The organism is Acinetobacter sp. ANC 5054 (assembly GCF_002135295.1).
Classification (GTDB): domain Bacteria; phylum Pseudomonadota; class Gammaproteobacteria; order Pseudomonadales; family Moraxellaceae; genus Acinetobacter.
On record NZ_NEGG01000005.1, the window covers coordinates 94,923 to 119,793 of the forward strand.

General features: G+C 40.7%; 27 protein-coding genes. 13 read left to right on the forward strand and 14 right to left on the reverse strand.

All coding sequences use genetic code 11. The annotated features are described in order from the left end of the window. Positions 1-98 precede the first annotated feature (98 nt). The 4 genes from B9T33_RS06775 to hemW all read right to left on the reverse strand — a co-directional run bounded on the left by B9T33_RS06775 (position 99) and on the right by hemW (position 5,034). A complete protein-coding gene (locus tag B9T33_RS06775) occupies positions 99-938 on the reverse strand; it encodes a hypothetical protein (RefSeq protein WP_086178181.1) in 840 nt (279 codons plus the stop codon). A gap of 82 nt (positions 939-1,020) precedes the next feature. Further along, positions 1,021-2,271, reverse strand: coding sequence for a CsgG/HfaB family protein (locus tag B9T33_RS06780; protein WP_086178182.1), 1,251 nt, complete (start codon positions 2,269-2,271; stop codon positions 1,021-1,023). After that, entirely contained in the window at positions 2,265-2,645 is a 381-nt protein-coding gene (locus B9T33_RS06785) for a hypothetical protein (RefSeq protein ID WP_086178310.1), read from the reverse strand. The genes B9T33_RS06780 and B9T33_RS06785 overlap by 7 nt, the downstream gene beginning before the upstream one ends. Positions 2,646-3,879: 1,234 nt before the next feature. Then, positions 3,880-5,034: a radical SAM family heme chaperone HemW gene (hemW, locus tag B9T33_RS06790; protein WP_086178311.1), complete on the reverse strand. Its 1,155-nt coding sequence runs from the start codon at positions 5,032-5,034 to the stop codon at positions 3,880-3,882. Positions 5,035-5,158: 124 nt separating this feature from the next. On the opposite strand from hemW, the gene B9T33_RS06795 reads away from it, so the two are divergent. The 3 genes from B9T33_RS06795 to B9T33_RS06805 all read left to right on the forward strand — a co-directional run bounded on the left by B9T33_RS06795 (position 5,159) and on the right by B9T33_RS06805 (position 7,587). Further along, the gene (locus B9T33_RS06795) at positions 5,159-5,617 is read left to right on the forward strand and encodes a DMT family transporter (protein WP_086178183.1); all 459 of its coding nucleotides are present in this window, start codon (positions 5,159-5,161) and stop codon (positions 5,615-5,617) included. A gap of 101 nt (positions 5,618-5,718) precedes the next feature. Next, on the forward strand, positions 5,719-7,017 hold the full coding sequence (locus B9T33_RS06800; RefSeq protein WP_171263599.1) for an MATE family efflux transporter: 1,299 nt from the start codon (positions 5,719-5,721) through the stop codon (positions 7,015-7,017). Positions 7,018-7,161: 144 nt separating this feature from the next. After that, entirely contained in the window at positions 7,162-7,587 is a 426-nt protein-coding gene (locus B9T33_RS06805; protein WP_086178185.1) for a hypothetical protein, read from the forward strand. Position 7,588: 1 nt separating this feature from the next. Here B9T33_RS06805 and B9T33_RS06810 read toward each other — a convergent pair whose 3' ends face one another. Further along, positions 7,589-7,801: a DUF1737 domain-containing protein gene (locus B9T33_RS06810; RefSeq protein WP_086178186.1), complete on the reverse strand. Its 213-nt coding sequence runs from the start codon at positions 7,799-7,801 to the stop codon at positions 7,589-7,591. Between the two features lie 204 nt (positions 7,802-8,005). Between B9T33_RS06810 and B9T33_RS06815 the strand changes: the two genes are divergently transcribed. Together B9T33_RS06815 and B9T33_RS06820 are read left to right on the forward strand one after the other, a co-directional pair. After that, positions 8,006-9,304, forward strand: a complete 1,299-nt coding sequence (locus B9T33_RS06815; protein WP_086178187.1) for an ABC1 kinase family protein — start codon at positions 8,006-8,008, stop codon at positions 9,302-9,304. A 109-nt stretch (positions 9,305-9,413) separates the two neighbouring features. Continuing rightward, positions 9,414-9,668, forward strand: coding sequence for a type B 50S ribosomal protein L31 (locus B9T33_RS06820; protein WP_086178188.1), 255 nt, complete (start codon positions 9,414-9,416; stop codon positions 9,666-9,668). A gap of 125 nt (positions 9,669-9,793) precedes the next feature. On the opposite strand, the gene crcB is transcribed toward B9T33_RS06820, so the two are convergent. Then, positions 9,794-10,174: a fluoride efflux transporter CrcB gene (gene crcB, locus B9T33_RS06825; RefSeq protein WP_086178189.1), complete on the reverse strand. Its 381-nt coding sequence runs from the start codon at positions 10,172-10,174 to the stop codon at positions 9,794-9,796. A 163-nt stretch (positions 10,175-10,337) separates the two neighbouring features. Between crcB and B9T33_RS06830 the strand changes: the two genes are divergently transcribed. Continuing rightward, the gene (locus B9T33_RS06830) at positions 10,338-10,670 is read left to right on the forward strand and encodes a HopJ type III effector protein (protein WP_086178190.1); all 333 of its coding nucleotides are present in this window, start codon (positions 10,338-10,340) and stop codon (positions 10,668-10,670) included. Positions 10,671-10,878: 208 nt separating this feature from the next. Here the strand turns inward: B9T33_RS06830 and B9T33_RS06835 are convergent, their stop codons facing one another. Both B9T33_RS06835 and B9T33_RS06840 read right to left on the reverse strand, forming a co-directional pair. Beyond that, a complete protein-coding gene (locus tag B9T33_RS06835) occupies positions 10,879-11,295 on the reverse strand; it encodes a protease inhibitor I42 family protein (RefSeq protein ID WP_086178312.1) in 417 nt (138 codons plus the stop codon). 56 nt (positions 11,296-11,351) lie between these two features. After that, entirely contained in the window at positions 11,352-11,912 is a 561-nt protein-coding gene (locus B9T33_RS06840) for a hypothetical protein (protein ID WP_086178191.1), read from the reverse strand. A gap of 339 nt (positions 11,913-12,251) precedes the next feature. Between B9T33_RS06840 and B9T33_RS06845 the strand changes: the two genes are divergently transcribed. Then, a complete protein-coding gene (locus B9T33_RS06845; protein WP_086178192.1) occupies positions 12,252-12,878 on the forward strand; it encodes a class I SAM-dependent methyltransferase in 627 nt (208 codons plus the stop codon). Between the two features lie 65 nt (positions 12,879-12,943). Here the strand turns inward: B9T33_RS06845 and B9T33_RS06850 are convergent, their stop codons facing one another. Together B9T33_RS06850 and B9T33_RS06855 are read right to left on the reverse strand one after the other, a co-directional pair. Continuing rightward, entirely contained in the window at positions 12,944-13,534 is a 591-nt protein-coding gene (locus B9T33_RS06850) for a hypothetical protein (RefSeq protein ID WP_086178193.1), read from the reverse strand. 48 nt (positions 13,535-13,582) lie between these two features. Further along, entirely contained in the window at positions 13,583-14,053 is a 471-nt protein-coding gene (locus B9T33_RS06855) for a Holliday junction resolvase-like protein (protein WP_086178194.1), read from the reverse strand. Positions 14,054-14,185: 132 nt separating this feature from the next. Between B9T33_RS06855 and B9T33_RS06860 the strand changes: the two genes are divergently transcribed. The 6 genes from B9T33_RS06860 to B9T33_RS06885 all read left to right on the forward strand — a co-directional run bounded on the left by B9T33_RS06860 (position 14,186) and on the right by B9T33_RS06885 (position 20,053). Continuing rightward, a complete protein-coding gene (locus B9T33_RS06860) occupies positions 14,186-14,830 on the forward strand; it encodes a ParA family protein (RefSeq protein WP_086178195.1) in 645 nt (214 codons plus the stop codon). A 151-nt stretch (positions 14,831-14,981) separates the two neighbouring features. Beyond that, a complete protein-coding gene (locus tag B9T33_RS06865) occupies positions 14,982-16,100 on the forward strand; it encodes an AI-2E family transporter (protein WP_086178313.1) in 1,119 nt (372 codons plus the stop codon). Between the two features lie 118 nt (positions 16,101-16,218). Next, complete coding sequence (gene sodC / locus B9T33_RS06870) at positions 16,219-16,767, forward strand: superoxide dismutase family protein (RefSeq protein ID WP_171263591.1); 549 nt, start codon at positions 16,219-16,221, stop codon at positions 16,765-16,767. 119 nt (positions 16,768-16,886) lie between these two features. Next, a complete protein-coding gene (gene yccS, locus B9T33_RS06875) occupies positions 16,887-19,037 on the forward strand; it encodes a YccS family putative transporter (RefSeq protein WP_416202587.1) in 2,151 nt (716 codons plus the stop codon). A gap of 19 nt (positions 19,038-19,056) precedes the next feature. After that, positions 19,057-19,623 carry a hypothetical protein gene (locus tag B9T33_RS06880; protein ID WP_086178198.1) on the forward strand — a complete coding sequence of 189 codons (567 nt, stop codon included), beginning with the start codon at positions 19,057-19,059 and terminating at the stop codon, positions 19,621-19,623. 130 nt (positions 19,624-19,753) lie between these two features. Next, complete coding sequence (locus B9T33_RS06885; RefSeq protein ID WP_086178199.1) at positions 19,754-20,053, forward strand: DUF3817 domain-containing protein; 300 nt, start codon at positions 19,754-19,756, stop codon at positions 20,051-20,053. Between the two features lie 96 nt (positions 20,054-20,149). Here B9T33_RS06885 and B9T33_RS06890 read toward each other — a convergent pair whose 3' ends face one another. The 4 genes from B9T33_RS06890 to B9T33_RS06905 all read right to left on the reverse strand — a co-directional run bounded on the left by B9T33_RS06890 (position 20,150) and on the right by B9T33_RS06905 (position 24,855). After that, positions 20,150-21,379 carry an MFS transporter gene (locus B9T33_RS06890; protein WP_086178200.1) on the reverse strand — a complete coding sequence of 410 codons (1,230 nt, stop codon included), beginning with the start codon at positions 21,377-21,379 and terminating at the stop codon, positions 20,150-20,152. A 250-nt stretch (positions 21,380-21,629) separates the two neighbouring features. Continuing rightward, positions 21,630-22,514, reverse strand: coding sequence for a pirin family protein (locus B9T33_RS06895; RefSeq protein WP_086178314.1), 885 nt, complete (start codon positions 22,512-22,514; stop codon positions 21,630-21,632). Positions 22,515-22,888: 374 nt separating this feature from the next. Continuing rightward, entirely contained in the window at positions 22,889-23,260 is a 372-nt protein-coding gene (locus B9T33_RS06900; RefSeq protein ID WP_086178201.1) for a hypothetical protein, read from the reverse strand. Positions 23,261-23,445: 185 nt separating this feature from the next. After that, positions 23,446-24,855 carry an FAD-binding oxidoreductase gene (locus B9T33_RS06905; protein ID WP_086178202.1) on the reverse strand — a complete coding sequence of 470 codons (1,410 nt, stop codon included), beginning with the start codon at positions 24,853-24,855 and terminating at the stop codon, positions 23,446-23,448. Positions 24,856-24,871 lie beyond the last annotated feature (16 nt).

Sequence of the window (24,871 nt, forward strand, 5' to 3'; positions counted from 1 at the left end):
GTAGATGTACACATACAATAGGATGAGCATCTACAAAAATAAAGAACCTAATTTTCTATCGAAAGTTAGGTTCTTTTTTTTAATTAATGGCATAGGATTTATTTTACAGTAACAGTAATGGTTCCAGTATTTGCAGCACCAATTGCTGTTGTAGTGATATTACCCAGTGTATTATCAAATCCTGTGGTATTCACAGAAGCATCGATAGAACCCGAGTTAAAGGCAACGTTGGCAGCGCCGTAATTACTTAAAGTGCTTGTATCATAGTCATAATGACTACCACTGATTGCAGAGTTCATCCCAGCCGCAGCTCCTGCCGAGAAATCTGTAGTAGCATTTGAGTAATAATTACTTGCATCGCTATTACTTGCACTGTGGTTAGCACTATTACTGTGGTTAGAGGCCTCATCAGATACACTATGATGCCATCCTTCAGAATATGCAGATTCTGCAGCTTGATGTGCTGATGCAGCCTGATGTGCTGCTGAAGATTGTTCTGCTCCCGAACTAGTACTTGTAGTCGCATTACTTACTGAATGCTCCACATAACCCGAAAGTTCTTTAGAAAACTCTCCTCCACTTCCTGAAGTCATATTACCTTGTTGCAATGAGATGGTACCATTGTTGACTGCACCAATTGCTGTGGTTTTAATCTCTCCCTGCAAAGCATTTATAGATGTACTATCATACTGAAAAGGGTGACCGCTAACATAAGAGCCCTTGCCAATTGTGTTCACACTTGCATCCACATCACCAGTGTTCACGGCAAGATTCAATGCAACACCATTTTTACCTTGTTTGGATATGGCATCTAACGTATTTGTTAAATTGGTATCAACAGATACGACTGTACCATGACCACCACCACCTGCCATAGCCACACTTGATAGACAGGCCGTTGATACTGATAAGACAATTGTTTTAATTGACGTTTTCATATTCATTTCCTTGTTTATGCTGAAATACTCCTCGCCAAGTACTTCTTTTATCGCCATAGGGGAGCGAGCCTATTAAGATTTTTTAATCACGCTGGGGTGTAGACCAATAGTTTTCAACAACTGCTGGGTTTACACTCCAAAGCTGTTGTAACTGATCATCTTCTTTTTCATTTTCAACTTTTTTTAGATCTCCAACTTTTCCAACCTTGGTCTGCTTTAATGGAGTTGGCTGATCTTTACTAATATATTTAATAAGATCTTGTTTACTCATCTCAGGCTCTGCATCAGGATCCTGAATCAAATCAGACTCTTTTTGCTTAGGCGGCTGAGTACCTTTATTCGGCTTATCTGTTAATTTATTCTTATCCGTTACTGCCGTACCATTATGAGTTAGGTCGGCTGACTTATTTGGGTCTACTACAGCAGTCGTTTCATTTGTCGGGGAAGCCTGCGGAACTGTGTTTTCAGTTTGAGACTGCTGTTGCTGACTGGTTCGATACCTATGCAACGCTACTGCACTTCGCGTTAAATTGAGCTGTCCATATTCAGGCGGAATAACAGTTCGGCAACTTTCAAATGCATTTGGCGGAATCACCTGACTTAACAGCTCAAAGGTCGCCAGATTCAACATTTGGCGTAAGGCAAAGTTAGTCGCCTCACGCTCCCCCTTACCTATTTGAATATTCAGTAAGGTATGTCCTGCAAATCGACCTGCATTCACACCATAATCTTGTGCAACAATTTGCTTTTGCAGTGAAACATTCGCCACCACTCGACTGGTACGCGTATCGGTAAGCGATAAATCCAGACCGACCATAATCCGAGTTTGGCTATAGGTCGGCCCAACACCGCCTATTTGCATATCAAATCCACCGCCGGGGATGAAATCCAAACTATTAATACTGCCCGTGACATAATAATTCGAAGCCTGAATATTTCTTGGATCGCGAATCCCCCACTTCGCCTCACTTTCAATAATACGGGGATCACGTCGATTTAATAGGCTGACACCAGCTTGGAACAATGCAGACTGCACCATATCACCTGCACCTTGGGTGACCATTTTGCCAGTTCCCCCATCAGTGACTAAATCTTTACCTGTCTGGTCTAAAATCGCACCAACAGAGAAATTCACATCATTACGCAACTGCCCTTTTAAACAAGACAAAGCCATATCAAAAGGGGTAAAAATATCTGTAATTGGAGGTCCCTGTACCAAAGCTACAGGTTTCTTGTTGGAGGGCGCTAGTCCAGTACAACCTGCTACAACTTGACTTATGGCAATCACAACACCCAAAGAAGATAGGGTTCCTTTAATTCGACAATTCAGCATAGCGTCGCTCCCGTTAGGGTCCCTAAATTAGGACATGCTTGACTGGCTTTATTGGTCGTCGAATTAACTTCGGCCTCATTCACCGCATCGCTAGAAATATCAACATTGTTGTCTGAACCATTCAGGTTAACGTTACTCGTAGATGAATTGACTGTGCCGATCGAACTCGTTGATGTTGTATTGCTATAAATTGTGGTTTTTCCTAGCCCATCATAATAATCAGAGTCCATGAGCTCAATTAGATTGGCTTGGGCCAAATGCTCCGCTGCACGTGTTCTCGATGACTCCCAGCGTTGACTCCAAGCATCTGCCGCATAGGTATTATTTAGAATAAATAAAAAACATAATCCTATATTGATTGCTAATACTTTCATGACCTTAACCATCCTTTTAGCCCATATTACTTTCACACTCTCAGTTCAATAAATTTAAAATTGAATTTAATCTAAAATCATTAAATCACATAAAAAATAAATACAAACAAGCACCAAAAAAATAAATAAATGAAATAAAATAGAATCAAATACATCTTATTGTTTTCTTTTTTAATAACTGAAAATTGGTATATAATTTTAAATGTAATAAATTATTTCTAGTTTTTTAATAAAATCGTCTATTGAAGTAAAAATAATGCCAAAGAAATAATTTAATTAAAACACTTCATATATTAAACTAGTTTAAATTCTAAGAATTAATTTAAACATTAGGTCAAATATTTAAGCATCTCACAGATACAGGCATAAACTGAATGCCTTTTCTACTCTACTGTGTGATCTCTTGAGCTCGAACCCCATGCTTTGTTCTTAACCTTAGCTTTGCTTCAATGTGCTTCTACATCTTTTTAGCCTAGACTTCAGTAATACATATATTACCTATTAATGTTTTAATTTTTACAGAGTTATGAGTTTATTTTTTAAAATAAAGCCGTAGATATTATAAGAAACCATAAAAACAACCTATCACCAGAATACAAAACCCAAAAAAACAAACCCAAAAAAATATAACAACACTATTTTCTTAATAAACAATAATACTTTTTAAAGTCAAACTAAAAAATCAAATAGACACCCCCAACCTAAATCATCAAAATAAATTAAAAACAATATACATAAAAAATATTATCTTATAAGAACCTATTATATATATTTAAAATACATAAAAGCATCCAACACAATATTGCTTATTTAAATACATACAATATCTTTCATTTTGCAAGGGGCTAAACTAAGATTTTCGCACAGTGGAACCACACGTATCGTTTGTATGATGCTGAGGCGATGCTCAATCCATCAAAAAATAGTTTCATTAGCTAAAAAATCACGTCTTACAAAATCAATAAAAAATTGTTTTAATTTAAAAAATTTATTCATTTTTTATTGGCTAAACCTACCTCATTCCAACCTATAGTGAAATACAGTTCTTTTTAGAAATGATGCTGTAGTTTCTGCTTTCTGGCCCTAACATCCCTGTCTGGGCTTTTTTATGTTAAATATTTACAAACGCCAAATCTTAAAAAAATAAGCCCACATATTGCTCAGTGGACTTTTGATCATTCTTCAGGTTTCACACAAGTTCTTTGATCATTTTTCGCAGGTAGAATCTGTCATTCTAAAGAAACTCTTCCAACACCGAATTTAAAAAGATATGCCCCTGCTCAGTACAAGACAAACGTGTTGGATCACTGACCATCAATTTACGTTCACGTAATGAATCCAATAACTCAGCAATCGGCTCTAAACTTTCTCCTGTACGCTCGCTATATAGCTTGGCTTCCACCCCATGATTTAAGCGCAGCGCATTCATCATAAATTCAAAGGGCATGTCGGCTGCTTCAATACGGTGATATTGCAAATGCTCTGCAGGCACTTTGGCTAAATAGTCTTTTGGCAGACGGGTTTTTTGATAACGGTACACCCCATCAGGCTGGGTCACTTTACCGTGTGCACCTGCGCCAATCGCAAGATAATCGCCAAACTGCCAATAATTTAAATTATGTGCAGAAGGCTTTTCTTTACGCCAAGCCGACACTTCATAATTGATAAAGCCTTGTTCAATTAGATACGCTTCGCCTTGTTCCTGAATGTCTTCCAATACATCATCGACAGGTAAAATCGGTTTTGTGCGGAAGAAAACCGTATTGGGTTCAATGGTCAATTGATACCACGACACATGCGTTGCCCCATTTTCAACAGCAAGTTTTAAATCCAACAGTGCTTGTTCCAAGGTTTGCTCAGGTAAGCCATGCATTAAGTCAACATTCACTCGCTCAAAGCCTGCTTCTCGCGCATGTTGAATGGCTTGAATTGCGTCATTATTGGAATGGATACGACCCAGTTTTTGTAAATGCTCTGGATTAAAACTTTGTACACCAATTGAAAGTCGGTTGATGCCTGCCTCTAAATAACCTGCAAAAGGATCGTGTTCTACCGTGCCGGGATTGGCTTCTAAGGTAATTTCACAGCCTGCTTCAAAGGGAATCACTGCACGCAACTGATCAAATAACCATTGATAACCTTTGGCTGAAATAAGCGACGGTGTGCCTCCACCAATAAACACACTATGAATGACGCGGCCTTGGGCAAAATCGACTTGGGTTTTAAAGTCTTCCACCAATGCTTGCAAATATTCTTGCTCCAAATCCAGAGACAATTCGCCATTCGGTACGGCATGCGAATTAAAATCACAATACGGACATTTACGCACGCACCACGGCATGTGGATGTATAAAGACAAAGGAATCAGTGCAGGATTTAATTCAGCCAAGGAAAAGCTCAAAAGGAACAATGAAGAGTCGCTCATTTTAACATGACTGCATCACAGTGCTTGTGAATTCGTTAGAGCAATGCAGTAGACTGATAAAATTAAAGAAGAATTAGAAGATCAGAACATGAAATTTAGCTCTCAATTGTTGCTCCTCATGCCCTTGGCGATGGGTATTGGCATTGCGATGACATTTCAAACTGCCATTAATAGCCAATTACGTGAATATTTATATTCTCCCTTTCAAGCTGCCCTTTTTTCTTTTTTGGTTGGTACAATAGTCCTCGCCTTTATCGTGTTTTTTCAATCGGCTGAAAAACCAGATCTTTCAACATTCGGTCAAATTCCATGGTTTTCATGGATTGGCGGATGTCTTGGCGTCTATGCCATTAGTGCAAGCATTTATACCGTGCCGAAACTTGGATTTTTAACCCTGTCAGGGTTAATCATTTTTGGACAGATCATTACGTCGATGATTGTCGATCAGTTTGGTCTATTGGGGACGGATAAAACACCGATTAACTGGCAACGCTTTTTGGGTGGCGTAGTGATTTTTATTGGTGTGCTTCTCACTTTACAACGCTAAGACCTCATTCCTAAGCACCTCACAAGAAATGAGTACGTTCTGTGTCTACTGTCACGGCTGCAACCAGCAGCAAGTATGAATTAAAACATTTGTTCCACCTGATGATCCCGATTTTGATTACGCAATTTGCGCAAGCGGGATTTGGTCTGATTGATACCATTATGGCGGGGCATATGTCTGCCAATGACCTCGCAGCAATTGCAGTGGGTGTGGGTCTATGGATACCTGTGATGCTGCTGTTTAGCGGCATTATGATTGCCACTACGCCGCTGGTGGCAGAAGCCAATGGTGCGCGCACGCCTGAGAAAATTGCCACCATTGCACGCCAATCTTTATGGGTTGCATTATTTCTTGGCATTATTGCGGCTCTGATTTTACAAGCCATGCCACTGTTATTGCCGATTTTAGGTGTGCCTGCAGTCTTATTGCCAAAAGCCAATTTATTTTTACATGCGATTAGCTTAGGGATGCCTGCCGTAACCATGTACGCAGCACTGCGTGGTTATTCTGAAGCATTGGGTTATCCACGACCTGTGACAGCCTTAAGTCTCATCGCGCTGTTGGTGCTCATTCCGCTGAACTTTATTTTCATGTATGGCTTAGGCCCGATTCCTGAATTAGGCTCGGCAGGATGTGGTTTTGCTACCGCTATTTTGCAATGGTTAATGTTTTTTGCCTTAGCCACCTATGTATTTAAAGGTTCGGTCTATCAAAAAACTCAGCCCTTTGCTGCATTTGAAAAAATGAATGGCTATTGGATCAAGCGCATCTTAAAACTCGGCTTGCCGATTGGTCTGGCGATTTTCTTTGAAGTGAGTATTTTCAGTACGGCAGCCATCGTCCTCAGTCCTTTAGGAGAAATTACCGTCGCTGCGCATCAAATTGCGATTTCGATTACCTCACAGCTATTTATGATTCCCATGTCTTTAGCGATTGCACTGACGATTCGAGTTGGGACCTATTATGGCGAAAAGAACTGGTTGGCAATGCGCAAAGTGCAAAAAGTTGGCATGCTGACGGGTACTGTCTTTGCCCTCATTACCATGTTGCTCCTTTGGCTACTGCGCAATGAAATTGTTTCGCTGTATACCAATGATTACGATGTTGCAAAACTTGCAGTGTATTTAGTTTTCTTTGCGATTGCTTATCAGCTCATGGATGCATGGCAAGTTAGTGCAGCAGGCTGCCTACGCGGCATGCAAGATACCAAAGGCCCGATGTGGATTACCATGGTGGCCTATTGGATTGTGGCTTTCCCTGTGGGTATTTATTTGGCCCGCTTTACAGACACTGGCGCTGCTGGGGTCTGGATTGGTCTGATCGTCGGTTTAACAGTGGCTTGTGTTTTGTTATTAACTCGTTTGTTTATGATGAATAAGCGTCTGGCACACTCCAGCTAAGCTTTCAGTTACAAATATTGTCAGCTCTAAAAATTGAAGCCCTAAAAATATAAGTCATGAGCCTGTTTTGTATTACTGCTGTATGCATCTAATGCGAAGCAGGCTCAAATCATTTATAAAAACTTAAATGATAGGATCAGAACAATGTTAAAAATATTTCGCCCCATCTGTGGCATCACACTCTTAATTGTTGCTTTGAGCACGCACGCAGAAGAAACCAGCAACCCGCAAGAGTTCCCACTTTATCAAGCCCCAATCAAGGTACAAAACCAACAGGAATTTGATTACATCAATGGCTATTTATGGACTGCTTTTCGTTTTTATCATGAACAACAGCCAGATTCCTATAACGCACGCTTAAAACTAAGTTGTCAGCAAACAGGTATGGCTTATGCCTATCAAGATTTTATTGAAGCCAATAAAAAATTTGCCTCTCATGACGATCAAGATTTCTTGGTAACGAAAAATCTAATCGAATTTAATGCGAATTTGCACCATAACCAATGCAGCAAATATTTAACGCCACACTTAGAATTAGATACAGAATCAGGAGACTCAGTGAAGCAATAACTTAATCGAGAGCAGATAAGGCCTTTTTCAAACCTTGAGGCACTGCTGTCTCATCCTCAACTTCTTTAACAATTGCTTGCCCCACGATCACATCTGTACCATTAAAAGTCATGGTTGGTGCGCCATATAGTTCGTAGCCTTCATTCAACGCTTTGGTCACGCGTGCACAAAAGTTCACATCATCTTTACCTGTTAAATAACGATATAACTTCATTTTCAACTTTCCATCTAGATACGATGGCTATTTTAAACCATTCTGTATGTAGCTTAAATTTGCCTGAAATTTTTTCATGACTTACATTTTTGCCAAGCGCTTTATCAACAGAAATAAAGTCTTAACAAATTAAAGTATGCAGTTTGTGTTTTGTCACCTATGATCAGTCATAGATAATAAATTGATGATCTTGAGGAACATCACATGGCAAAAACGGCTAGTACTCCCGGTCGTCGCTTTATGAAGCTTGCAGGCATGACCGCAAGTATTGCAACCAAAACCGTCTCAAATTCAATTCGTAATCTCACTGCTGACGAAGAGCAGAAAAATGCCTCTCGTAGCAAACTTTTTCAGGACATCGGTCTGCAAATTGCAGATACGCTCGGTGAAATGAAAGGTGCCGTGATGAAAGTGGGGCAAATTGCCTCACAGTACAAAGATATTTTCCCACCTGAAGTGGCGAAGGCGATTAGTAAATTACAACGCCAAGCGCCACCAATGCCCTTTGCTGACATTAAGGCACAAGTCGAAAAAGAGCTTGGTAAACCCCTCACCCAAATTTTTAAAAGTTTTGATGAAACGCCTTTTGCCGCAGCGTCGATTGGTCAAGTGCACAAAGCTGTGCTGCCAAATGGTCAGCAAGTCGTGGTGAAAGTGCAATACCCAGGTGTAGATGAAGCCTGTGAGAGTGACTTAAAACAAGTCCGTTTGGCACTACGCCTGATGGGTGTATTAAAAATTGACCGTAAGCTACAAGACAAGCTATTTAAAGAAATTCAAGAAAGTTTGGACAATGAGCTGAACTATGAAATTGAGGCTCAAAACCTCGATGTGGCACGTGCTTTTCACAGTGCCCTTGATAGTAAAATCATTATTCCACAGGTCTTTAACGACTACTCTTCGCGGCATATTTTAACCCTGAGCCTTGAGCTTGGGGAAAGTATGGAAACTGCAAGTACATGGTCACAGCAAACACGTAACGAATTAGGCCGACGTCTATTCAGAGCCATCGGACAAGAAATATTCTTCCTCAAGCGCTTCCACTGTGATCCGCATCCTGGGAACTTTGCCTTTCGTGAAGATGGTTCGGTCATCGTCTATGACTATGGTGGTGTCAAAACCATATCTCCTGACATCGTGTCCCATTTTAAACAGTTGATTAATGCTGCACGTCAGCATGATATTGCACAAATGGAACAACATTTAGATGCGCTTCAATCCTTGAATGAACTCGGTAAATTCCCTGAAGCACTTTATGAGCAGTGGCTTGAAGTCCTTATGCGTCCACTCACCACGCAATATGATTTTGCAGAAAACTCTGCCCATCATGATGGTGTGGAGCTGATCAAACCGTCACTGAAATATTGGGATGTATTTAAGCCATCACCAGATACTTTAATGGTGAATCGTACAGTGTCTGGTCATTATTGGAACTTGATTCATTTGAAAGTGAATGATGATTTAACAGATCTCTTTAATGAATTAGTGCCACCCACTGCTTAAGTATGATCTAAGTAACATCAGTATTGCCCGACACTGTTCGGGCAATATTTGCATTTTTAGTTGTTATGTTATAACATATCTTATATCACTCAATTTGAGGAAGACTAAAATGCGTACAAACATTCATCCCGAATACCGTGAAGTGTTATTTCATGACACCAATGCCAATGCCTTTTTTGTCATTGGCAGCACCTTAAACAGCAATCAAACCAAAGAGTATGAAGGGAAGACTTATCCTTATGTGACACTGGATATTTCGAGCGCATCACATCCTTTTTATACGGGTGAACAACGTCAAGCCAATAATGAAGGTCGTATTGCGAACTTTAATAAACGTTTTGCACGTTTCAAACGCTCACAATAAGTTCATATTCAGTTAAGTTTCTGCTTTTAAAGTAAAACTATTAAAGAAGTTCAGGGATCCCCTCCTCCAGCCTGAGCTTCTTTTTTTATCTGTCATTTTTTAAATCGATTAATTATTTGTTATTTTTATTCAAATTTTAGAATACTTTGGAATAGGTAATAGCCCAACCCCAATACAATAACACCAATTATTAAACTCGAAAGTGCATAACTAAACGCCATAGCACTTTGTCCCTGACGAAGGAGCTGAAAGGTTTCCAAGCCAAAACTCGAAAATGTGGTAAAGCCACCCAATATACCCACCATCAAAAATAAACGTGCTTCCGTTTGTAGCGCTGGATATTTTTGACTAAATGCAAAGAACACACCAGCAAGGAAACAACCAAAAATATTGACCCACCACGTCGTCCATGGAAATAAACCTGTCGGTTTTATCAGTAAAACACCAGTGCCATAACGAAAAGTTGCACCGATTGCACCGCCCAGTGCGACCAAAAGCCAGTTCATAATTTTCCTATTGGGTTATTTCATACCGATCTAGCAGATACATTCACCTGCTTCGATAAACCACTATACACGCATTTAATTTACGCAAATAGTCTTAAAAATTTAGCGAAAAACTTGCTATAGTCGGCACACTTTGCAACATTTTTTATGATTTGAGGACACTATGGCTCAGGAATTATTGGCACAGCTTCAAGCAGGGACTGCTCAATTTTCAGATGTAATTGCATATATCGAAACACGTTACAATCATACACCGACCGCTTTTACCAATGGTAAACAAGTGAATGCTGCGACTGAAAATCAAGGCAGTGCAAAAGTATTTTCTTTTGCTCAATTGAATGGTTTAAACCAAGCTGAAACCTTGAGCCTGTTTGCTGAACATTATGCATCTGTATTGGCAACACCTGAAGCCAGCGATCATCAAAACATTCGTCAGTTTATGCAAAATGGTTGGGAAGGCATCCAGTTTGATGGTCAAGCGCTGACAGCGAAATAATACACTAGCCGTATTGCTGACGCTCAACTGCTCATCGATACGCGGAAGCCAGCAGGGATGCTGGCCGTTTTTCTGTGATGCAGGGATGCATCATCAGAAAAACAAAGGGCTTTTGTTACTTTTGGCCCGACAAAAGTAAAGTCACTTCCCAATGAGATTCATTTGCGCTAATCAAAGCTAAAGAATCTACTTAATTAAAAGCAATACATTAAGAAATTCGAACTCGGCATGTCCATTCATCAATAGGCGCCTGTTCCCAAGTTCTTGCATGTTTTAAATGCAGCAACTCTTCACCCGCCTGTATGGCAGTAAACCGATAGACTTTTTTCCCACCCACATCCACCATTGGAGCTTGGTCGTTTTCAATTTTTTGCTGATCAGATTGATAAATTTCTTCAACTTTGAATAATTTTGGTTGTGCAACCAAGGACCACATAAAACCTGTACTTGGGTTCTCATTCAGTAGAAGTTCTAGGGTTTGCCCACGATCCATTTCCAACAATGCAGGGCAATTTTGCTGTTCGGTAAAGACATGCGTTTTACCATCGACTGTAGAACTGATGCTGGTACATCCCGCTAAAGTTAAACCAAAGGCCATCGTCAGCCCAATAAAAAGCTGCTTCATCGTATTTTTCATCATCTCATACTTAATTATTAAACGAAAAAGTGAATATCGACCGATTAGCCTTTCACTTTCTCAATCCACTGAATCGAACTCACCCGAAATACTTCACATGCGCCATCACCAGTATCGGTTGGGGTTAGTGAAGATGTCCAGACCAAATCATTATCCTTCACTTCAACCAAATCGCCTTTTAGACGCACCAAATCACCACGTTTCACTTGGGTAATTTGTTTCGCAATGTGTGGATTGGCCGGAATAATGTGCATATTCGAGACCATCATCATGGCTTGCTTTTGAGGTACAGGAACACGATCCATTTTCCAGTTCAGGAAACGGTCATATTGATTAACTGAAATAGTTCGTGCAATTTCAGGCTCTGCAAATAGCCCCCAACTCACTGCATAATCAATCGGTGAAAATTTGGCTTGTTCATCAGACTGGTAGGTTTTTGAACCTAAAATTCGAAAATCACCTTTAAATTCTTTCAGGGATGAAATGGACTGACCTTTAGCCACTGGCGAGAGCCCTTTGGCAATATTATTATCTGTAGAGGCTTGAACACCGACATTCAATAATAAGCCTGCCAGTACAGTACTTAATACTATTCGTTTGATCATCAAGTTATCCTCTTTATCTCTAACTTATATTCTACAATTTACACTTCATGCAACGACCAAATCATCGACTGTAAATTGATTGCCAAAAATGCATTTTGGCGTTCTGCAATAGTTACAATCTCGTCAGGCTAAAATTCAAAGCTGAAAATAAACTTAAACTGAAGGCTTAAATTCAGTTTTGAAATGTATTGGTGGTAGTTGTAACTCTATATTACGCAGATGTTGGGTATAAACCTTATGAACTTGGTAACAAAATACAGTAATTCAGTCAGTCTAAGCATGACAGCTCAGAACCAGTTCCAGTACACTCACGCTCATAGTAAACAATAAAGATTAAAAATGATTTATAAGTTTTATCAGCAGCATATTTTTCCGCATTTACTCAATCAGGTGATGCAAACGCCAAGTTTGATGGATAAACGCCGTGAATTGCTTTTGCCGCTCTCTGGTGAAGTTTTGGAAATTGGTTTTGGCACTGGATTAAATTTAGCATTTTACCAAAATGTCAATACTTTATATGCACTTGAACCGAATGCAGATATTTACCATTTGGCTGCAGAGCGTATTCATGCCACACCGTTTGAAGTGCACCATGTCCAAGCAAGTGCAGAGAAACTCCCCTTTGCCGACGCGAGCTTAGACCATATTGTGAGTACGTGGACACTGTGCAGCATTGCCCATGTGCAGCAAGCTCTTGATGAAATCTATCGTGTGCTAAAACCTAGCGGCACCTTTCATTTGCTCGAACATGTGCTACACAATGAAAATCAACGCATTCAGCAGCTTCAACATCTCCTCACACCCATTCAGAAAAAAGTTGCAGATGGCTGTCATCTCAACCGAAATATGGAGAAATTACTTAAAGATGCCCAATTTGAGTTCATGCAATGTGAATATTTTGATGCAGAAGGCATTCCTAAAATTGGACGACGTATGCTACTGGCACGGGCACGAAAATTAGATTAATGGTGTAGTTATATCCCAATATAAATACACCATTTGCATTCAGCGCGTGAGTCTCTTCAACTGCATTATTTTATGCGGGTTATGCTATTGATTTTTAGGATGTGACAGGGCTTTTTATTCAACACATTAAAGGTGTTATACGACTTCCCAGTTTTGATTGAATGCACATCCACCCATTCACCTTGGATTTCTACGCGATCACCTGATTTTAAGCGACGAATACGATTTGCAACTGCTTCTGATTGTGCAATGACACTGACATTTTGCAATTCAGCTTTTAACTGTTCAAATTGTGTCGATGGAACCTTTTTCTCTTTTACACTAAAACATCGGTTTTGCTGCGACCAATCAAGCTGGTCTTCTAAAGACTGAATATCTGCTGATCCTGAACTCAGTAACAGGTCAATATTACTGACATAAGCCAAGTCTTGAAAGCCACCCACGACGGTCGGTGATGCAGGGTGTAAGGTACGGCCACTCGCACTGTAGTAGCGTTTATCCAACACTAAATATTGACCCGAAAATGCCGTGCTAGGCGTAACCTGAAAGTTTTTCAGTACGCCAGTTTGTTGCAAATTTGGAATGGCACGAAAATATTCAGACCAAATCCACAGCATGAGGGCAAAAAGCGCAGCTGCTATTAGTAATTTTTGCATGAAAGAGATACAGTCCTTCGCCAATATTCAGCGTATGTCACAGCAAACTTATAGTTCTTCAAAATCAATGCGAATGGTTTCAAAGCGTACGCGTCCTTCAGCAACCGCTTGCGCAATCGCTTGCTGACCTTTGGTTAAACGCGCGCCCCCACTTTTAATATCAATCAGTACCACTTCAATGTCTTCAGCGCGACCGTCACCATCACGATAGTCGGTATAACCGTCAAATACCATATAGTCGATGGGATCGCCTAAAAATTTCGCATCACTCGGTAAGTATTGAAATTGAGGCATGATCGGTGCCATTTGCTCCGCCATTTTACCTTTGAGCACTGCACGACTGGTATTGACGCTGCGCTTTTGTGCATGTGCCAAAGCTTGCTGATGTTCTAGTTCTAGCTCTGCAATATATTGCTCGTACTCTGCCTTAATTCGACCATTGCGACTGCCACTTAAAATTAGGGTGGTCAGTACAATTCCTATAGCTGCGCCAATTAACATGGCCATCCAGACAGACATTTAAAATTCCTAAATATTTTAATTTGCTACATGACTATTTTCAGGAATACCCAAGACTTTAGTCCTTTGTCATATTCCTCGCATTAAAGAATGATATGCTAGGGATGAGCAGAATAAAATCGATTTAGGTCAATGAAAACAATCTTAATTGCCAATCAGAAAGGTGGTTGTGGCAAAACCATTACAGCAATCAGTTTAGCATCGGCTTTAGCACAAAAAGGCTATAAAGTCGGATTGGCAGATGCCGATAATCAAAAGTCTGCTCGTCAATGGCTGAAACATCGACCTGAAAATGCTGCGCCGATTCAGAGCTTAGATTGGCGTCATGAAAAATCGATTGGTGATGTACCGAAAGGCATTGAATATTTAATTATTGATGCACCGGGTGCACTGTCTGGGGATCACGCCGATCAGTTGGTCAGTGAAGCACATGCGATTATCACGCCACTACAACCCTCGTTCTTTGATATTGATTCGACCCGTCGATTTCTAAAGCATTTACAAGACATCAAACGCATACGTAAAGGCAAAGTACAAATTTTACTGTTAGCCAATCGTGTCAAACCCAATTCAGCCAATTCCAAAGAGATTCAAGATTTCTTTCATAAAGTCGAGCAACAACCAGTGGCATGGATCTCTGAACGTAGCGCATACGGACAATTGGCAATGCAAGGTTTAACGGTGTTTGATAAGCCTCAAAAAGCCTATTTGGCAATGCAACAACAATGGCAACCTGTGCTCAATGCCATTATTGAAGATGAATCGGAATGGTTTTAATCCATTTAGCACGTCATATTCAACGTCATTGATATATCAATCCGCAATCGAGATTGAAAGATATTCACCATAACTTAACAAGCTCTCGTTTTCGGGAGCTTTTTTTTCAGTTAAGATTGAGCACACCTTGAAGAAAAATACCGAGACATCATTGCCAACCTTCGCACCAACTTTACAAAAAGTGTTGTTATTTGGATTATTCTTTATCCTGATTTTTTTGAGCTTTAGTGTCCTCAAATACTTTATTGTACCTGTCGTTTGGGCGGCGATTATTGCCTATATGACGTGGCCTTTATATCAGTCTGTACATCGTTTTTGTGGTAATCGTGCCAATTTAAGCGCGACTTTAATGATTTTATTGGTCATCTTGGTGGTTGGCTTACCCGTGATTTTTTCGATTTTCCTGTTACAGCATGAAGGTCGTAATTTGTATTTTGAACTACAAAAGCAAGTGTTCTCAGGTCATGTCAACGTTCCTGACTTTATTCGTCATTTGCCTTTTGTTGGCAAAGAAATTACTCGCACGCTGAATGAGCTGAACAGTGATCCAAACAGTATTATTCAATCCGTGCAAATTTGGTTCCAAGGTCATCTCAATTACGGCAAAGTGTTATTTAGCGAAGTCAGCAAAAATATTTTCAAACTGTGTTTTGCCGTGATGTCGTTGTTCTTCTTCTACCGTGATGGTCAAACCATTTTAAGTCAGGTAAGTAAAGCACTAGAGATGGTGATTGGTCCACGTATTCATCATTATCTTGCGACTATTTCAGACACCACACGTGCTGTGGTTTATGGCATAGGCTTAACCGCGATTGCCCAAGCTTTGCTGGCTGGTCTCAGTTACTTTGTGGCAGGTGTGCCTAATCCGATGCTGCTGACCATCATTACATTCATGTTGGCATTGATCCCATTTGGTCCACCGATTTCTTATACCGCCGTTTCGTTGTGGTTATTTTCACAAGGTCAAACGATCGAAGCCATTGGTGTCATGGCATGGGGTGTATGTATCGTCAGTACTGCCGACAATGTCATTCGTCCATTGGTGATTTCAGGGGCGACTCAAATTCCATTCCTGTTGATCATGTTCGGTGTACTAGGCGGTATTGCTAGCTTCGGTTTGGTCGGTTTATTTATTGGTCCTGTTATTTTGGCTGTACTCCTCGCTATTTGGCGTGAATGGCTACACGAAACCAATATTGAACCCGTGATGATGCCTAAAGCCACGATGGCTCACGAGTTGGATGCTTCGGACGATACACCTAGCAAATAAGATGTAAATCATCCAGTTGGCTTAAACAAACTTTACAATCAAATACTTAAATTGGCTGTCATCCTGTCGAAGCTTCTGCTTCAATGGTTTAAACCATAAAACAGACAGGATGCCCATGATGTCTTCTTTATTTAAACTGAGTGCCTTAGCCGCAATCAGCGCTTTCATTTTCACAGGCTGTGCCAATACCCCAACCTCTACTGGCTTAAATGCTAAAACCGTTACGGTGAATGCTGTATCGGCGCAAGGTGTTGGTCCAAGTATTGGTCAAATTCAATTGATCGATAGCCCTGCTGGGCTCGTCATCAATACAAATTTAAGCCAATTACCACCCGGCCCACATGGTTTCCATATCCATGAGAAAGGCTCTTGTTCTCCTGCGGAAAAAGATGGAAAAGCCGGTGCTGCTCTTGCAGCAGGTGGTCATTTTAATCCGAAAGCTGCACCTAACCATGGTACGCCTTTAACTGGACACATGGGTGATTTACCAATTCTACAAGTTCAAACCGACGGTACAGCGAAAGTTAATTTAATTGCGCCACGTCTAAAATTGGCAGATGTTCAAGGCTTAGCAATCATGGTTCATGCTGGTGGTGATAACTACTCTGATGATCCTAAACCATTAGGCGGTGGCGGTGATCGCATTGCCTGTGGTGTGATTAAATAATCGAAATTACATGCCTTTAGAAGCGGACTTTAAGTCCGCTTTTTTATTGAATAAAAATTGACAGTACAGCGAAAAAAGCTCAGTCTAATTTCCAAAACATACTGAGCATGTCATTGCCTGTGAACACGCGACTCTCTTGGTTTCAGCAGTTTCAATCTAGTGCAATCGTGATGTATTGCCTGCAAATTTGTATCGTGCTGTCGGGTAGCACCTTAGGACTGTATTTTTTGGGGCAGAATCAACTGATTGTTCCTGTCACACTCGGTGCAATCGCCACTGCCCTGACTGATTTTGATGACCGACTCAGCATACGACTACGCAACCTTGCTTTTGTCTGCCTGTTATTTTTTTGCGTGAGCAGTATTTTAGATTTTCTATATCCCTATAAATTACTGTTTATTTTATATTTATCCCTATCGAGTGCAGGCTTTATTTTATTGGGTGCGTTGGGGCAACGTTACGCCACAATCTCCTTTGGCACCATTCTGCTCTCTATCTATACCATGTTCGGCTTGGGAGAATATCAAGATTGGTATTTTCAGCCCACATGCTATGTTTTAGGGGTTTTATGGTATGGGCTGATCGCCATTGTGTTCTATTTAATTAAGCCCTCTTTGCCTGTACAAGACAATTTGTCCCGTTGTTTTAGCCAAATTGCCGCTCTATTAGATGCCAAAGCCCGTTTATTTGACCCTGATAATGTCGAAAATGTTGAAGGACTTTTATACCAATTATCACTCAAAAATAGCGAGGTGGTCCAAAGCTTCAATACTACCAAAGCCTCGCTATTAACCCGACTTAAAGCCTCTCGCGCCAATAAAAACACCATGTATTGGCTCAATTTATATTTCCTTGCCCAAGACATACATGAGCAAGCCAGCGCCAATTATTTGCACTACGAGCAAATTCATCAAAATTTTAGTCGTACCGATTTGATTTTTCGCTTTCAGAAAAATATTCGTCTGCAAGCCCAAGCCTGCCAACAACTCGCGCGCTGCATTTTGCATCAGCAGCCATTTCAACCCAACCCCGTTGCTGCCCAAGCGTTGAATAACTTGCATGACTCTATGCAAGAATGGATTCGTGACAACCCGCAAAATATTGAAGTGAAAAATCTGCAATTGATTTTAAGCAATTTAGACAGTGTGCAAGAGCGTTTTAACCATATAAATGATTTAGATCGTCAGCAACAGCAACACTATCAACAGCATGTCGACAATCTCAATTTATTGGATGACGATATTCATGGCGTACATGACTTATGGCTCAAATTAAAGCAACACCTAACACCTGAATCCGCGCTGTTTCGCCATGCTGTACGCATTGCCTTTGTCTTTGCACTGGGCTACGCCATTTCGCTACTGCCTTTTGCTAAAAACGGTTATTGGATTTTGCTGACCAGTTTATTTGTCTGCCAAATGCGCTATTTTGCGACCAAAAGTCGACTCAAAATGCGCACATTAGGCACATTGTTAGGGGTCTTGCTCGGCATACCCGTCTTGTATTTTGTACCCAGTGTAGAAGGACAACTGCTCCTTACCATTATTTTTGGTGTGTGCTTTTTCTATTTAAGTGCCAAAAAATACGCCATGGCAACCTTAATGGCTACACTGATGGTCCTGCTTATTTTCAACTTAAAAGGTGCAGGCTATGCGGTCATTTTACCCCGCATTATAGATACACTGATTGGTTGCTTGATTGCATGGATTGCTGTCAACACCATTTGGCCAGATTGGAATTTTCGAAACATATCCAAAACCATAGAAAAAAGTTCTGACGCAACCTTAAATTATTTTGATGCCGTGGTTGAGCAATATGTACAAGGTAAAACCAATAGCATTGCTTACCGCCGTGCACGTCGTGCTGCACATAATGCCCAGACCGAACTGGCAAGCATGATTTCCAGCCTCAGTACTGAACCAGAACCTGACCAAAACTTGATTCATCATGCCTTTCGCTACTTGGTCTATAGCCATAGTCAGCTCAGTTATATTTCTGCCTTGGGCAGTCATCGAGAGCAAGTACTGGATGCGCAAGTATTGGAACTGCTGCAATGGTGCCAACAAACGCTGGATGAGGTGCTGCGACAACACATACCGTTAGATATGACTCATATACAGCAAAAACTTTTCGAAATTCAAACAATCAATACCGAAGAAATACTGTCTAATCACCTGCAACTGGTGCTCAAGCAGATCAGTTTATTATTAGAAACCTTGCCAGAGTTAATACGACTCAGAACGCAATTAATTCATGCTGAAATTAAATAACTTTGAAATAGAGATAACAATGCAACTTTCCACACAATTATTTAAAAACCTTAGAATTTCTATACTCTTGGCAGTAAGTGCTTTCACTGCAAGCAGCGTATTTGCAGCACCCACTGCCAACGAATTAAAACGTGTTTTAGAATGTCAGTCCGACTATGACGATTATAGTCAAGTCTTATCAGACTATGAAAAAGACCTACCGAAGCTAGGTTGGAAGCGTCATGATGACCCTCACCAACCTTTTATTTATATCTATAAAAATAAGCAACCTGTTGAGTTTTTTGGCATGCCAACCCAAGAGATTGGCTTATCTTCCAACGCTGTATTTGCTATTTATCGCCAAGCTGATGTGCAAAAAATGGCAAAGAAATTCGGCATTGAACAGCATCCAATGTTTGCCGATCAGCCTTTTTTCCGCGGTGAAAAAATCTTGCGTACAGAGCCTGAAACCAATGACCTACATGCGATTAATCATAAACTGAGCTTGTCTGAAATGACTGGAAAAAGTCCAATGGTCTTACTCGGTTGTAATTATGAATTTGACCAAGGCTCGCTTGAAGAAGCGCTTGCTAGCTTAGAAGATTAATCCGAGTTAAAAACTCAGAATTAACTTTAAATACAAAAACTTAGAATCATATATTTCAACAGGAACGCTTCGTTCCTGTTGGAGTTTCAGGTACACTCGAAGATTCAATTATTTTGAATTTAGACTTCATATGAATATCAAGACCTTACGTATTGTGGGCCTACTTGAAGGCATCTCCTTTCTCTTATTGTTGTTTATTGCCATGCCTATGAAATATCTCATGGACAATCCAATTATGGTGAAATATGTCGGTATGGGTCATGGGGTTTTGTTTATTGCCTTCTTGGCAGTGCTGTTTGTCGTTTGTGAAAAACAGAAATGGTCACTCAGCGTATTTCTAATGGGTCTCATCGCTTCGATTCTCCCATTCGGTCCTTTTATCTTTGACCGTAAATTAAAACAGTCTGAGCAACCTGCAACACAAAATTAAAGCTTGCAATGAAAAAGCCCAACAGCATGTCTCATCACGCTGTTGGGCTTTTTTTATTTCACGCTACCTAAGCTCTACATGCGAGGTTGAATCCGTTTAAAACTCACCTTCCGCTTTTCGCTGCTGCATAATTTGCTTCACAATCGAACGTGGAAAACTAAACCACAGCGCAATTAAAACCAGACCTGCCAAGCTATACGCCCACAAACCAAAGCTTTCATAAAGTACGCGTACCAACTCGATCACAGCAAAGAAAGACACCATCATCAATACTGAAACTGCTGCTGCCACCGTGCCTTTGGAAACATCTGAGGACATTAAGGCAAAACGATACAACACCGAAAAACTAATGCCTTCCCCAAAGCTCACCAAGGTCATGCCTAAAATCAGCAATGTCAGAAAATAAGTTTGGCTAAATGTACCCATCACGACGAATACTGTTCCCAAAAGCATGAGTGGCAAGCCGATCATTACCGACTGGCCTAAAGGCGATTTATCGATGATTTTAATTAACACTAAATTACCGATAATCAGACCGCCCAACACTGGAAATTGTGCCAAGCCATATTGCATGCTGCTGAGTCCAAGCTGTTCCACCAAGATCACGGGTGACAGTGCAATCCATAGCATCAAAGGCATCGCCACCATGGGTAGACCAAATGTCAGTGCTAAAAAGCGCTTATTTTTAAACACCTGTTTAAAGTCATCAAAAATATAACTGATCGGCTGCTTAGGAATACTGATTTGCTGTTTTGGCATTTTGGCTTTTAAACCAAACCAACTCAGAAAAGATAAAAAAGCGATACCAATAAAGCCCCAATGCCATGACACGTGGTCAATCATAAACGCACCGAGCACAGGACCAATTAAAGGGGCGAGCAAGGAAATATTCGCCATGAGCGCCATGACTTTAATGGCGTCACGTTCTTCAAAGGTTTCCTGAATCGCAGCATATCCGACAGCAGAAATGACAGATAAGCCAAAGCCTTGTAAAAAGCGTAAAGTCAAAAAGCTTTCAATATTATGGGTCAGTAAAATAGCTAAACAACATAAGGTAAAAAATGCCACGCCACCAAGCAGTACGGTTTTGCGTCCAAGCCGATCTGACAAAGGTCCTAATATTGCTGCAACACATGCACCGCCGAGTAAATAAAAAGACATAGAAGATGGTGCCCATGAGCTACTCACCCCAAAGTCTTGGGTAATGGCGAGCATCGCAGGCTGGACTAAATCGTTACCGATATAGACTGAAAATTCGAATAAAACCAATGCCAATGGAAACATCAATGTGGCACGGCTTAACGTTGTCGTATGAACCTTTTGCATTTTTATCTACGTATAATGAAGTGTCACGATCAGGCAAGGTCTATTTTCGAGAAGAGACACGTCAGCCCAATGACAAGCACTGTAAAATATTAAAATATAAAATTTGGAGATTGCTGGAAAACTGCGAGGTTTGCGCCGTATTCACAAGACGCTAATGCGAAATAATTAAATATTGCACAGTGATTCTACTGTACAAGTCTGAATATTCTAGCAGCGTTTTCTGGACTTGTATGCTTATTTTTTGCCTGACTTAAAATCTGGCGCTTTCACATTTACATGCAAAAAAACGATTTTGTTTTAAGTCTTCATAGGCTTGCATCACTTCATCAAAATGATTCATCACAAAATAGCCTCGACCATATAGAGGTTCATTTAAAGGCTGTGCTGACAAATATAAAAGATGGCTGTCTTCCATTGCCGTAAATTCGACATTTTCATCTTGACTCGACATGACCGCCATATGCTGTGCGTTTAAACGTTCATCCGCCTCAGTAAACTGTAACTGCCCCGAACGTAGATACAACAATGTGGTATCACCAGACGATGCGGGTAAATTCAGTGTTTGCCCTGCACGTAGATATACATCAAACACCTGCATGGGGGTATGAGTTTCTGCAATGCCTCGGTGTTTTTCATATTCACCTGCAATCACACGTACATAACCTGCGTCATGCGCTAAATTCACTACAGGAATACTGGCTTTGGCTAAGCTTTGATAGCGTGCAGGATTCATTTTATCTTTGGCAGGAAGATTCACCCAGAGTTGCAATATTTCAAATGGCCCACCCCGCTGTGCAAAAGCTTGGCTGAACACTTCTTCATGCAAAATACCAGATGCTGCCGTCATCCACTGCACATCGCCCTCGCCAATCACACCGCCACCGCCCGTACTGTCGCGATGTTCAAGCTCACCTTTAAACACCATGGTCACGGTTTCAAAACCGCGATGTGGATGTTCGAGTACACCTTTTTTCAGTTTTGTTGGCTTAAGCACCCCAGGCCCTAAATGGTCGAGCAATAAAAATGGTGAGACCGTATTGCCCAATTCATAATGGGAAAATACCGAGGTGACTGGGGAGAAGTCACCCACAGGTGCGCCTGAGTCATTGACGTGGATAAAGGCTAGGGTTTTCATCATACAATTGAAATCTGATAATGATTTGAATTCGGTTCAATATTATTAAGAACTATACAAATTCACTAGAATATTTTTAGGATTGAATATTCTATGTTTAGGATGAAAAGTTAAGGTACGCGGAAACTCATCCGCAATTGTCCGAGTCAGGACATACTTCAATATGTAAAGTTTCTGCGACCTACACAATAGAAGATGACATTTGACGAGTTTTGCGGTGAGGAGCATGCTACGCAAGTTGGTTTCCTTACGAAGCACGCTTCTCATTTTGCCGAAACAAAAGTAGATACGAGCTCCAATCATCGAATTTAAAATGAAAGGATCCCGTCATGCTGAATATTTAATAAAAAATTTAGACCTTAACTTTTTATAAATTAAGGACACTTCGCTGTTTGGAAAGTCTTGGTATTTTTACCACGTTGGCACTGATATTCCTTCTGCGTATTTACACGCTGCCAGTCGCCATCCACCAATTTAAAACTATAAATGGTACGAACCGATTTCACCGAATCATCCATCAAACCCGTTTCAGTGACTTTTACCTGCCCTGCATTTGGTGACTCAACACGGTTAAAGTACTGACGAATTTCCACAGTCGCCAGCTCTTTACGCAAATCAGGACGTTCTTTTAACACCTGATCGAGTGGCGTAGCAGAAGAACCCACTTTAGACACAATTTTCTGCGTTGTCGCACAACCCGCCAACATCCCCATACACAATGCAGACACAGCAATTAAACGATACATAGAACCAACTCAAATTTATTATTCAGTCCTATCATGCCGATCATTTGTCCAAAACACTATTTAAGCAATGTAAATAAGCATGACAAAACAAATGCCTACTCCGCTCAAAACATAAACCTTAAATTGGAAAATGTTGAAGCATAAAAAAACGCATCCTAAGATGCGTTTTTTATCGTCTTTAAAAATTAAAGATCGAACAATTTACCTGGGTTCATAATCGCATTTGGATCGAACACTTTTTTCAACGCTTTCATGTATTCGATTTCTTCTGCTGAACGGGTGTAATCAAGGTAAGGTTTTTTAGTCATACCCACACCATGTTCTGCTGAAATTGAACCGTCATATTTTTTCACGGTTTCAAATACATATTTGTTCACCACTTGGCATTTCGCAAAGAATTCATCTTTGCTTAAATCCGCAGGTTTCAAAATATTTAAGTGCAAGTTACCGTCACCAATGTGACCGAACCAACAGATTTCAAAGTCTGGGTAGTTCGCTTCCACAATCGCATCAATTTCTTTAATGAATGCAGGTACATGTGTAATCAGAACTGAGATGTCATTTTTGTATGGTGTAAACGGTGCGATTGACTCAGAAATGTCTTCACGTAAACGCCATAAGCTATGTACTTGGTCTAGGCTTTGGCTCATCACGCCATCAAGCACCCAACCTTGTTCCATACAATGTTCAAAGATTTCCATTGCCGCATCCATGATCGGCTCAAATGGCGCTTCAAACTCAAGTAATACATAGAACGGACATGGTGTTTCAAACGGACGTTGAACATGACCATTGTCCAATACTTTTTGCATCGCAAGCTCACCAAAGAACTCAAATGCTGTGAGGTCAATTTTATTTTGGAAGGCATGCAGTACAGGCATAATCGCATCGAAGTCAGGCACGCCCAACACCAACACTTGTAAGTCATGTGGTTGACGTTCAAGTTTGATTTCAGCTTCTGTCACTAGACCCAAAGTCCCTTCACCACCAATAAATAAGTGTTGAAGCGCATAACCCGTTGCGTTCTTAACCATGCCTTTGTTCAAGCGTAGGATGTCTCCCTTACCTGTAACAACAGTCATGCCCAACACCCAGTTACGTGTCATGCCGTATTTAATAACTTTAATACCGCCAGCATTGGTACCAATGTTACCGCCAATTTGAGACGAACCTGAAGATGCAAAATCGACTGGGTAATACATACCTTGTTCTTCAGCATAATTCTGAAGTTGTTCAGTCACTACACCTGCTTGTACACGAACCATACGGTCAGCGGGGAAGAATTCCAAGATTTGGTTCATCTTGTCCATGCTCACCACGATTTCACCGTTGGCCGCAACAGCGCCAGCAGACAAACCAGTACGACCGCCACTTGGGGTAATCGCCACATTAAATTGGTTGGCAAGTTTTACAATTTGTTGAACTTGCTCAGTGCTTGAAGGGAAAACGACGACCGATGGATTTGGATCGAAGTGCTTAGTATGGTCACGACCCCAATTTTGAAGGGAATCCGCATCAGTTTTAATTCGGCTTTCGCCAACAATAGCGGTCAATTGGGTTAATAACTCTGGGGTTAAAGCGACTGGAGCATTCATCGTTTTCAGACCTTGC

Excerpts from the sequence above, each read along its gene's own strand:
- B9T33_RS06905 (WP_086178202.1), bottom strand. The coding sequence starts at position 24,855 with ATGAATGCTCCAGTCGCTTTAACCCCAGAGTTATTAACCCAATTGACC.
- B9T33_RS06805 (WP_086178185.1), top strand. The coding sequence starts at position 7,162 with ATGTTAAAAATATTTCGCCCCATCTGTGGCATCACACTCTTAATTGTT.
- B9T33_RS06830 (WP_086178190.1), top strand. The coding sequence starts at position 10,338 with ATGGCTCAGGAATTATTGGCACAGCTTCAAGCAGGGACTGCTCAATTT.
- B9T33_RS06795 (WP_086178183.1), top strand. The coding sequence starts at position 5,159 with ATGAAATTTAGCTCTCAATTGTTGCTCCTCATGCCCTTGGCGATGGGT.
- B9T33_RS06785 (WP_086178310.1), bottom strand. The coding sequence starts at position 2,645 with ATGAAAGTATTAGCAATCAATATAGGATTATGTTTTTTATTTATTCTA.
- B9T33_RS06810 (WP_086178186.1), bottom strand. The coding sequence starts at position 7,801 with ATGAAGTTATATCGTTATTTAACAGGTAAAGATGATGTGAACTTTTGT.
- B9T33_RS06895 (WP_086178314.1), bottom strand. The coding sequence starts at position 22,514 with ATGAAAACCCTAGCCTTTATCCACGTCAATGACTCAGGCGCACCTGTG.
- B9T33_RS06850 (WP_086178193.1), bottom strand. The coding sequence starts at position 13,534 with ATGCAAAAATTACTAATAGCAGCTGCGCTTTTTGCCCTCATGCTGTGG.
- sodC (WP_171263591.1), top strand. The coding sequence starts at position 16,219 with ATGTCTTCTTTATTTAAACTGAGTGCCTTAGCCGCAATCAGCGCTTTC.
- B9T33_RS06880 (WP_086178198.1), top strand. The coding sequence starts at position 19,057 with ATGCAACTTTCCACACAATTATTTAAAAACCTTAGAATTTCTATACTC.
- B9T33_RS06885 (WP_086178199.1), top strand. The coding sequence starts at position 19,754 with ATGAATATCAAGACCTTACGTATTGTGGGCCTACTTGAAGGCATCTCC.
- B9T33_RS06845 (WP_086178192.1), top strand. The coding sequence starts at position 12,252 with ATGATTTATAAGTTTTATCAGCAGCATATTTTTCCGCATTTACTCAAT.
- B9T33_RS06780 (WP_086178182.1), bottom strand. The coding sequence starts at position 2,271 with ATGCTGAATTGTCGAATTAAAGGAACCCTATCTTCTTTGGGTGTTGTG.
- B9T33_RS06835 (WP_086178312.1), bottom strand. The coding sequence starts at position 11,295 with ATGAAGCAGCTTTTTATTGGGCTGACGATGGCCTTTGGTTTAACTTTA.
- B9T33_RS06775 (WP_086178181.1), bottom strand. The coding sequence starts at position 938 with ATGAAAACGTCAATTAAAACAATTGTCTTATCAGTATCAACGGCCTGT.
- crcB (WP_086178189.1), bottom strand. The coding sequence starts at position 10,174 with ATGAACTGGCTTTTGGTCGCACTGGGCGGTGCAATCGGTGCAACTTTT.
- B9T33_RS06840 (WP_086178191.1), bottom strand. The coding sequence starts at position 11,912 with ATGATCAAACGAATAGTATTAAGTACTGTACTGGCAGGCTTATTATTG.
- B9T33_RS06800 (WP_171263599.1), top strand. The coding sequence starts at position 5,719 with ATGATCCCGATTTTGATTACGCAATTTGCGCAAGCGGGATTTGGTCTG.
- B9T33_RS06855 (WP_086178194.1), bottom strand. The coding sequence starts at position 14,053 with ATGTCTGTCTGGATGGCCATGTTAATTGGCGCAGCTATAGGAATTGTA.
- B9T33_RS06900 (WP_086178201.1), bottom strand. The coding sequence starts at position 23,260 with ATGTATCGTTTAATTGCTGTGTCTGCATTGTGTATGGGGATGTTGGCG.
- B9T33_RS06820 (WP_086178188.1), top strand. The coding sequence starts at position 9,414 with ATGCGTACAAACATTCATCCCGAATACCGTGAAGTGTTATTTCATGAC.
- B9T33_RS06890 (WP_086178200.1), bottom strand. The coding sequence starts at position 21,379 with ATGCAAAAGGTTCATACGACAACGTTAAGCCGTGCCACATTGATGTTT.
- B9T33_RS06815 (WP_086178187.1), top strand. The coding sequence starts at position 8,006 with ATGGCAAAAACGGCTAGTACTCCCGGTCGTCGCTTTATGAAGCTTGCA.
- B9T33_RS06860 (WP_086178195.1), top strand. The coding sequence starts at position 14,186 with ATGAAAACAATCTTAATTGCCAATCAGAAAGGTGGTTGTGGCAAAACC.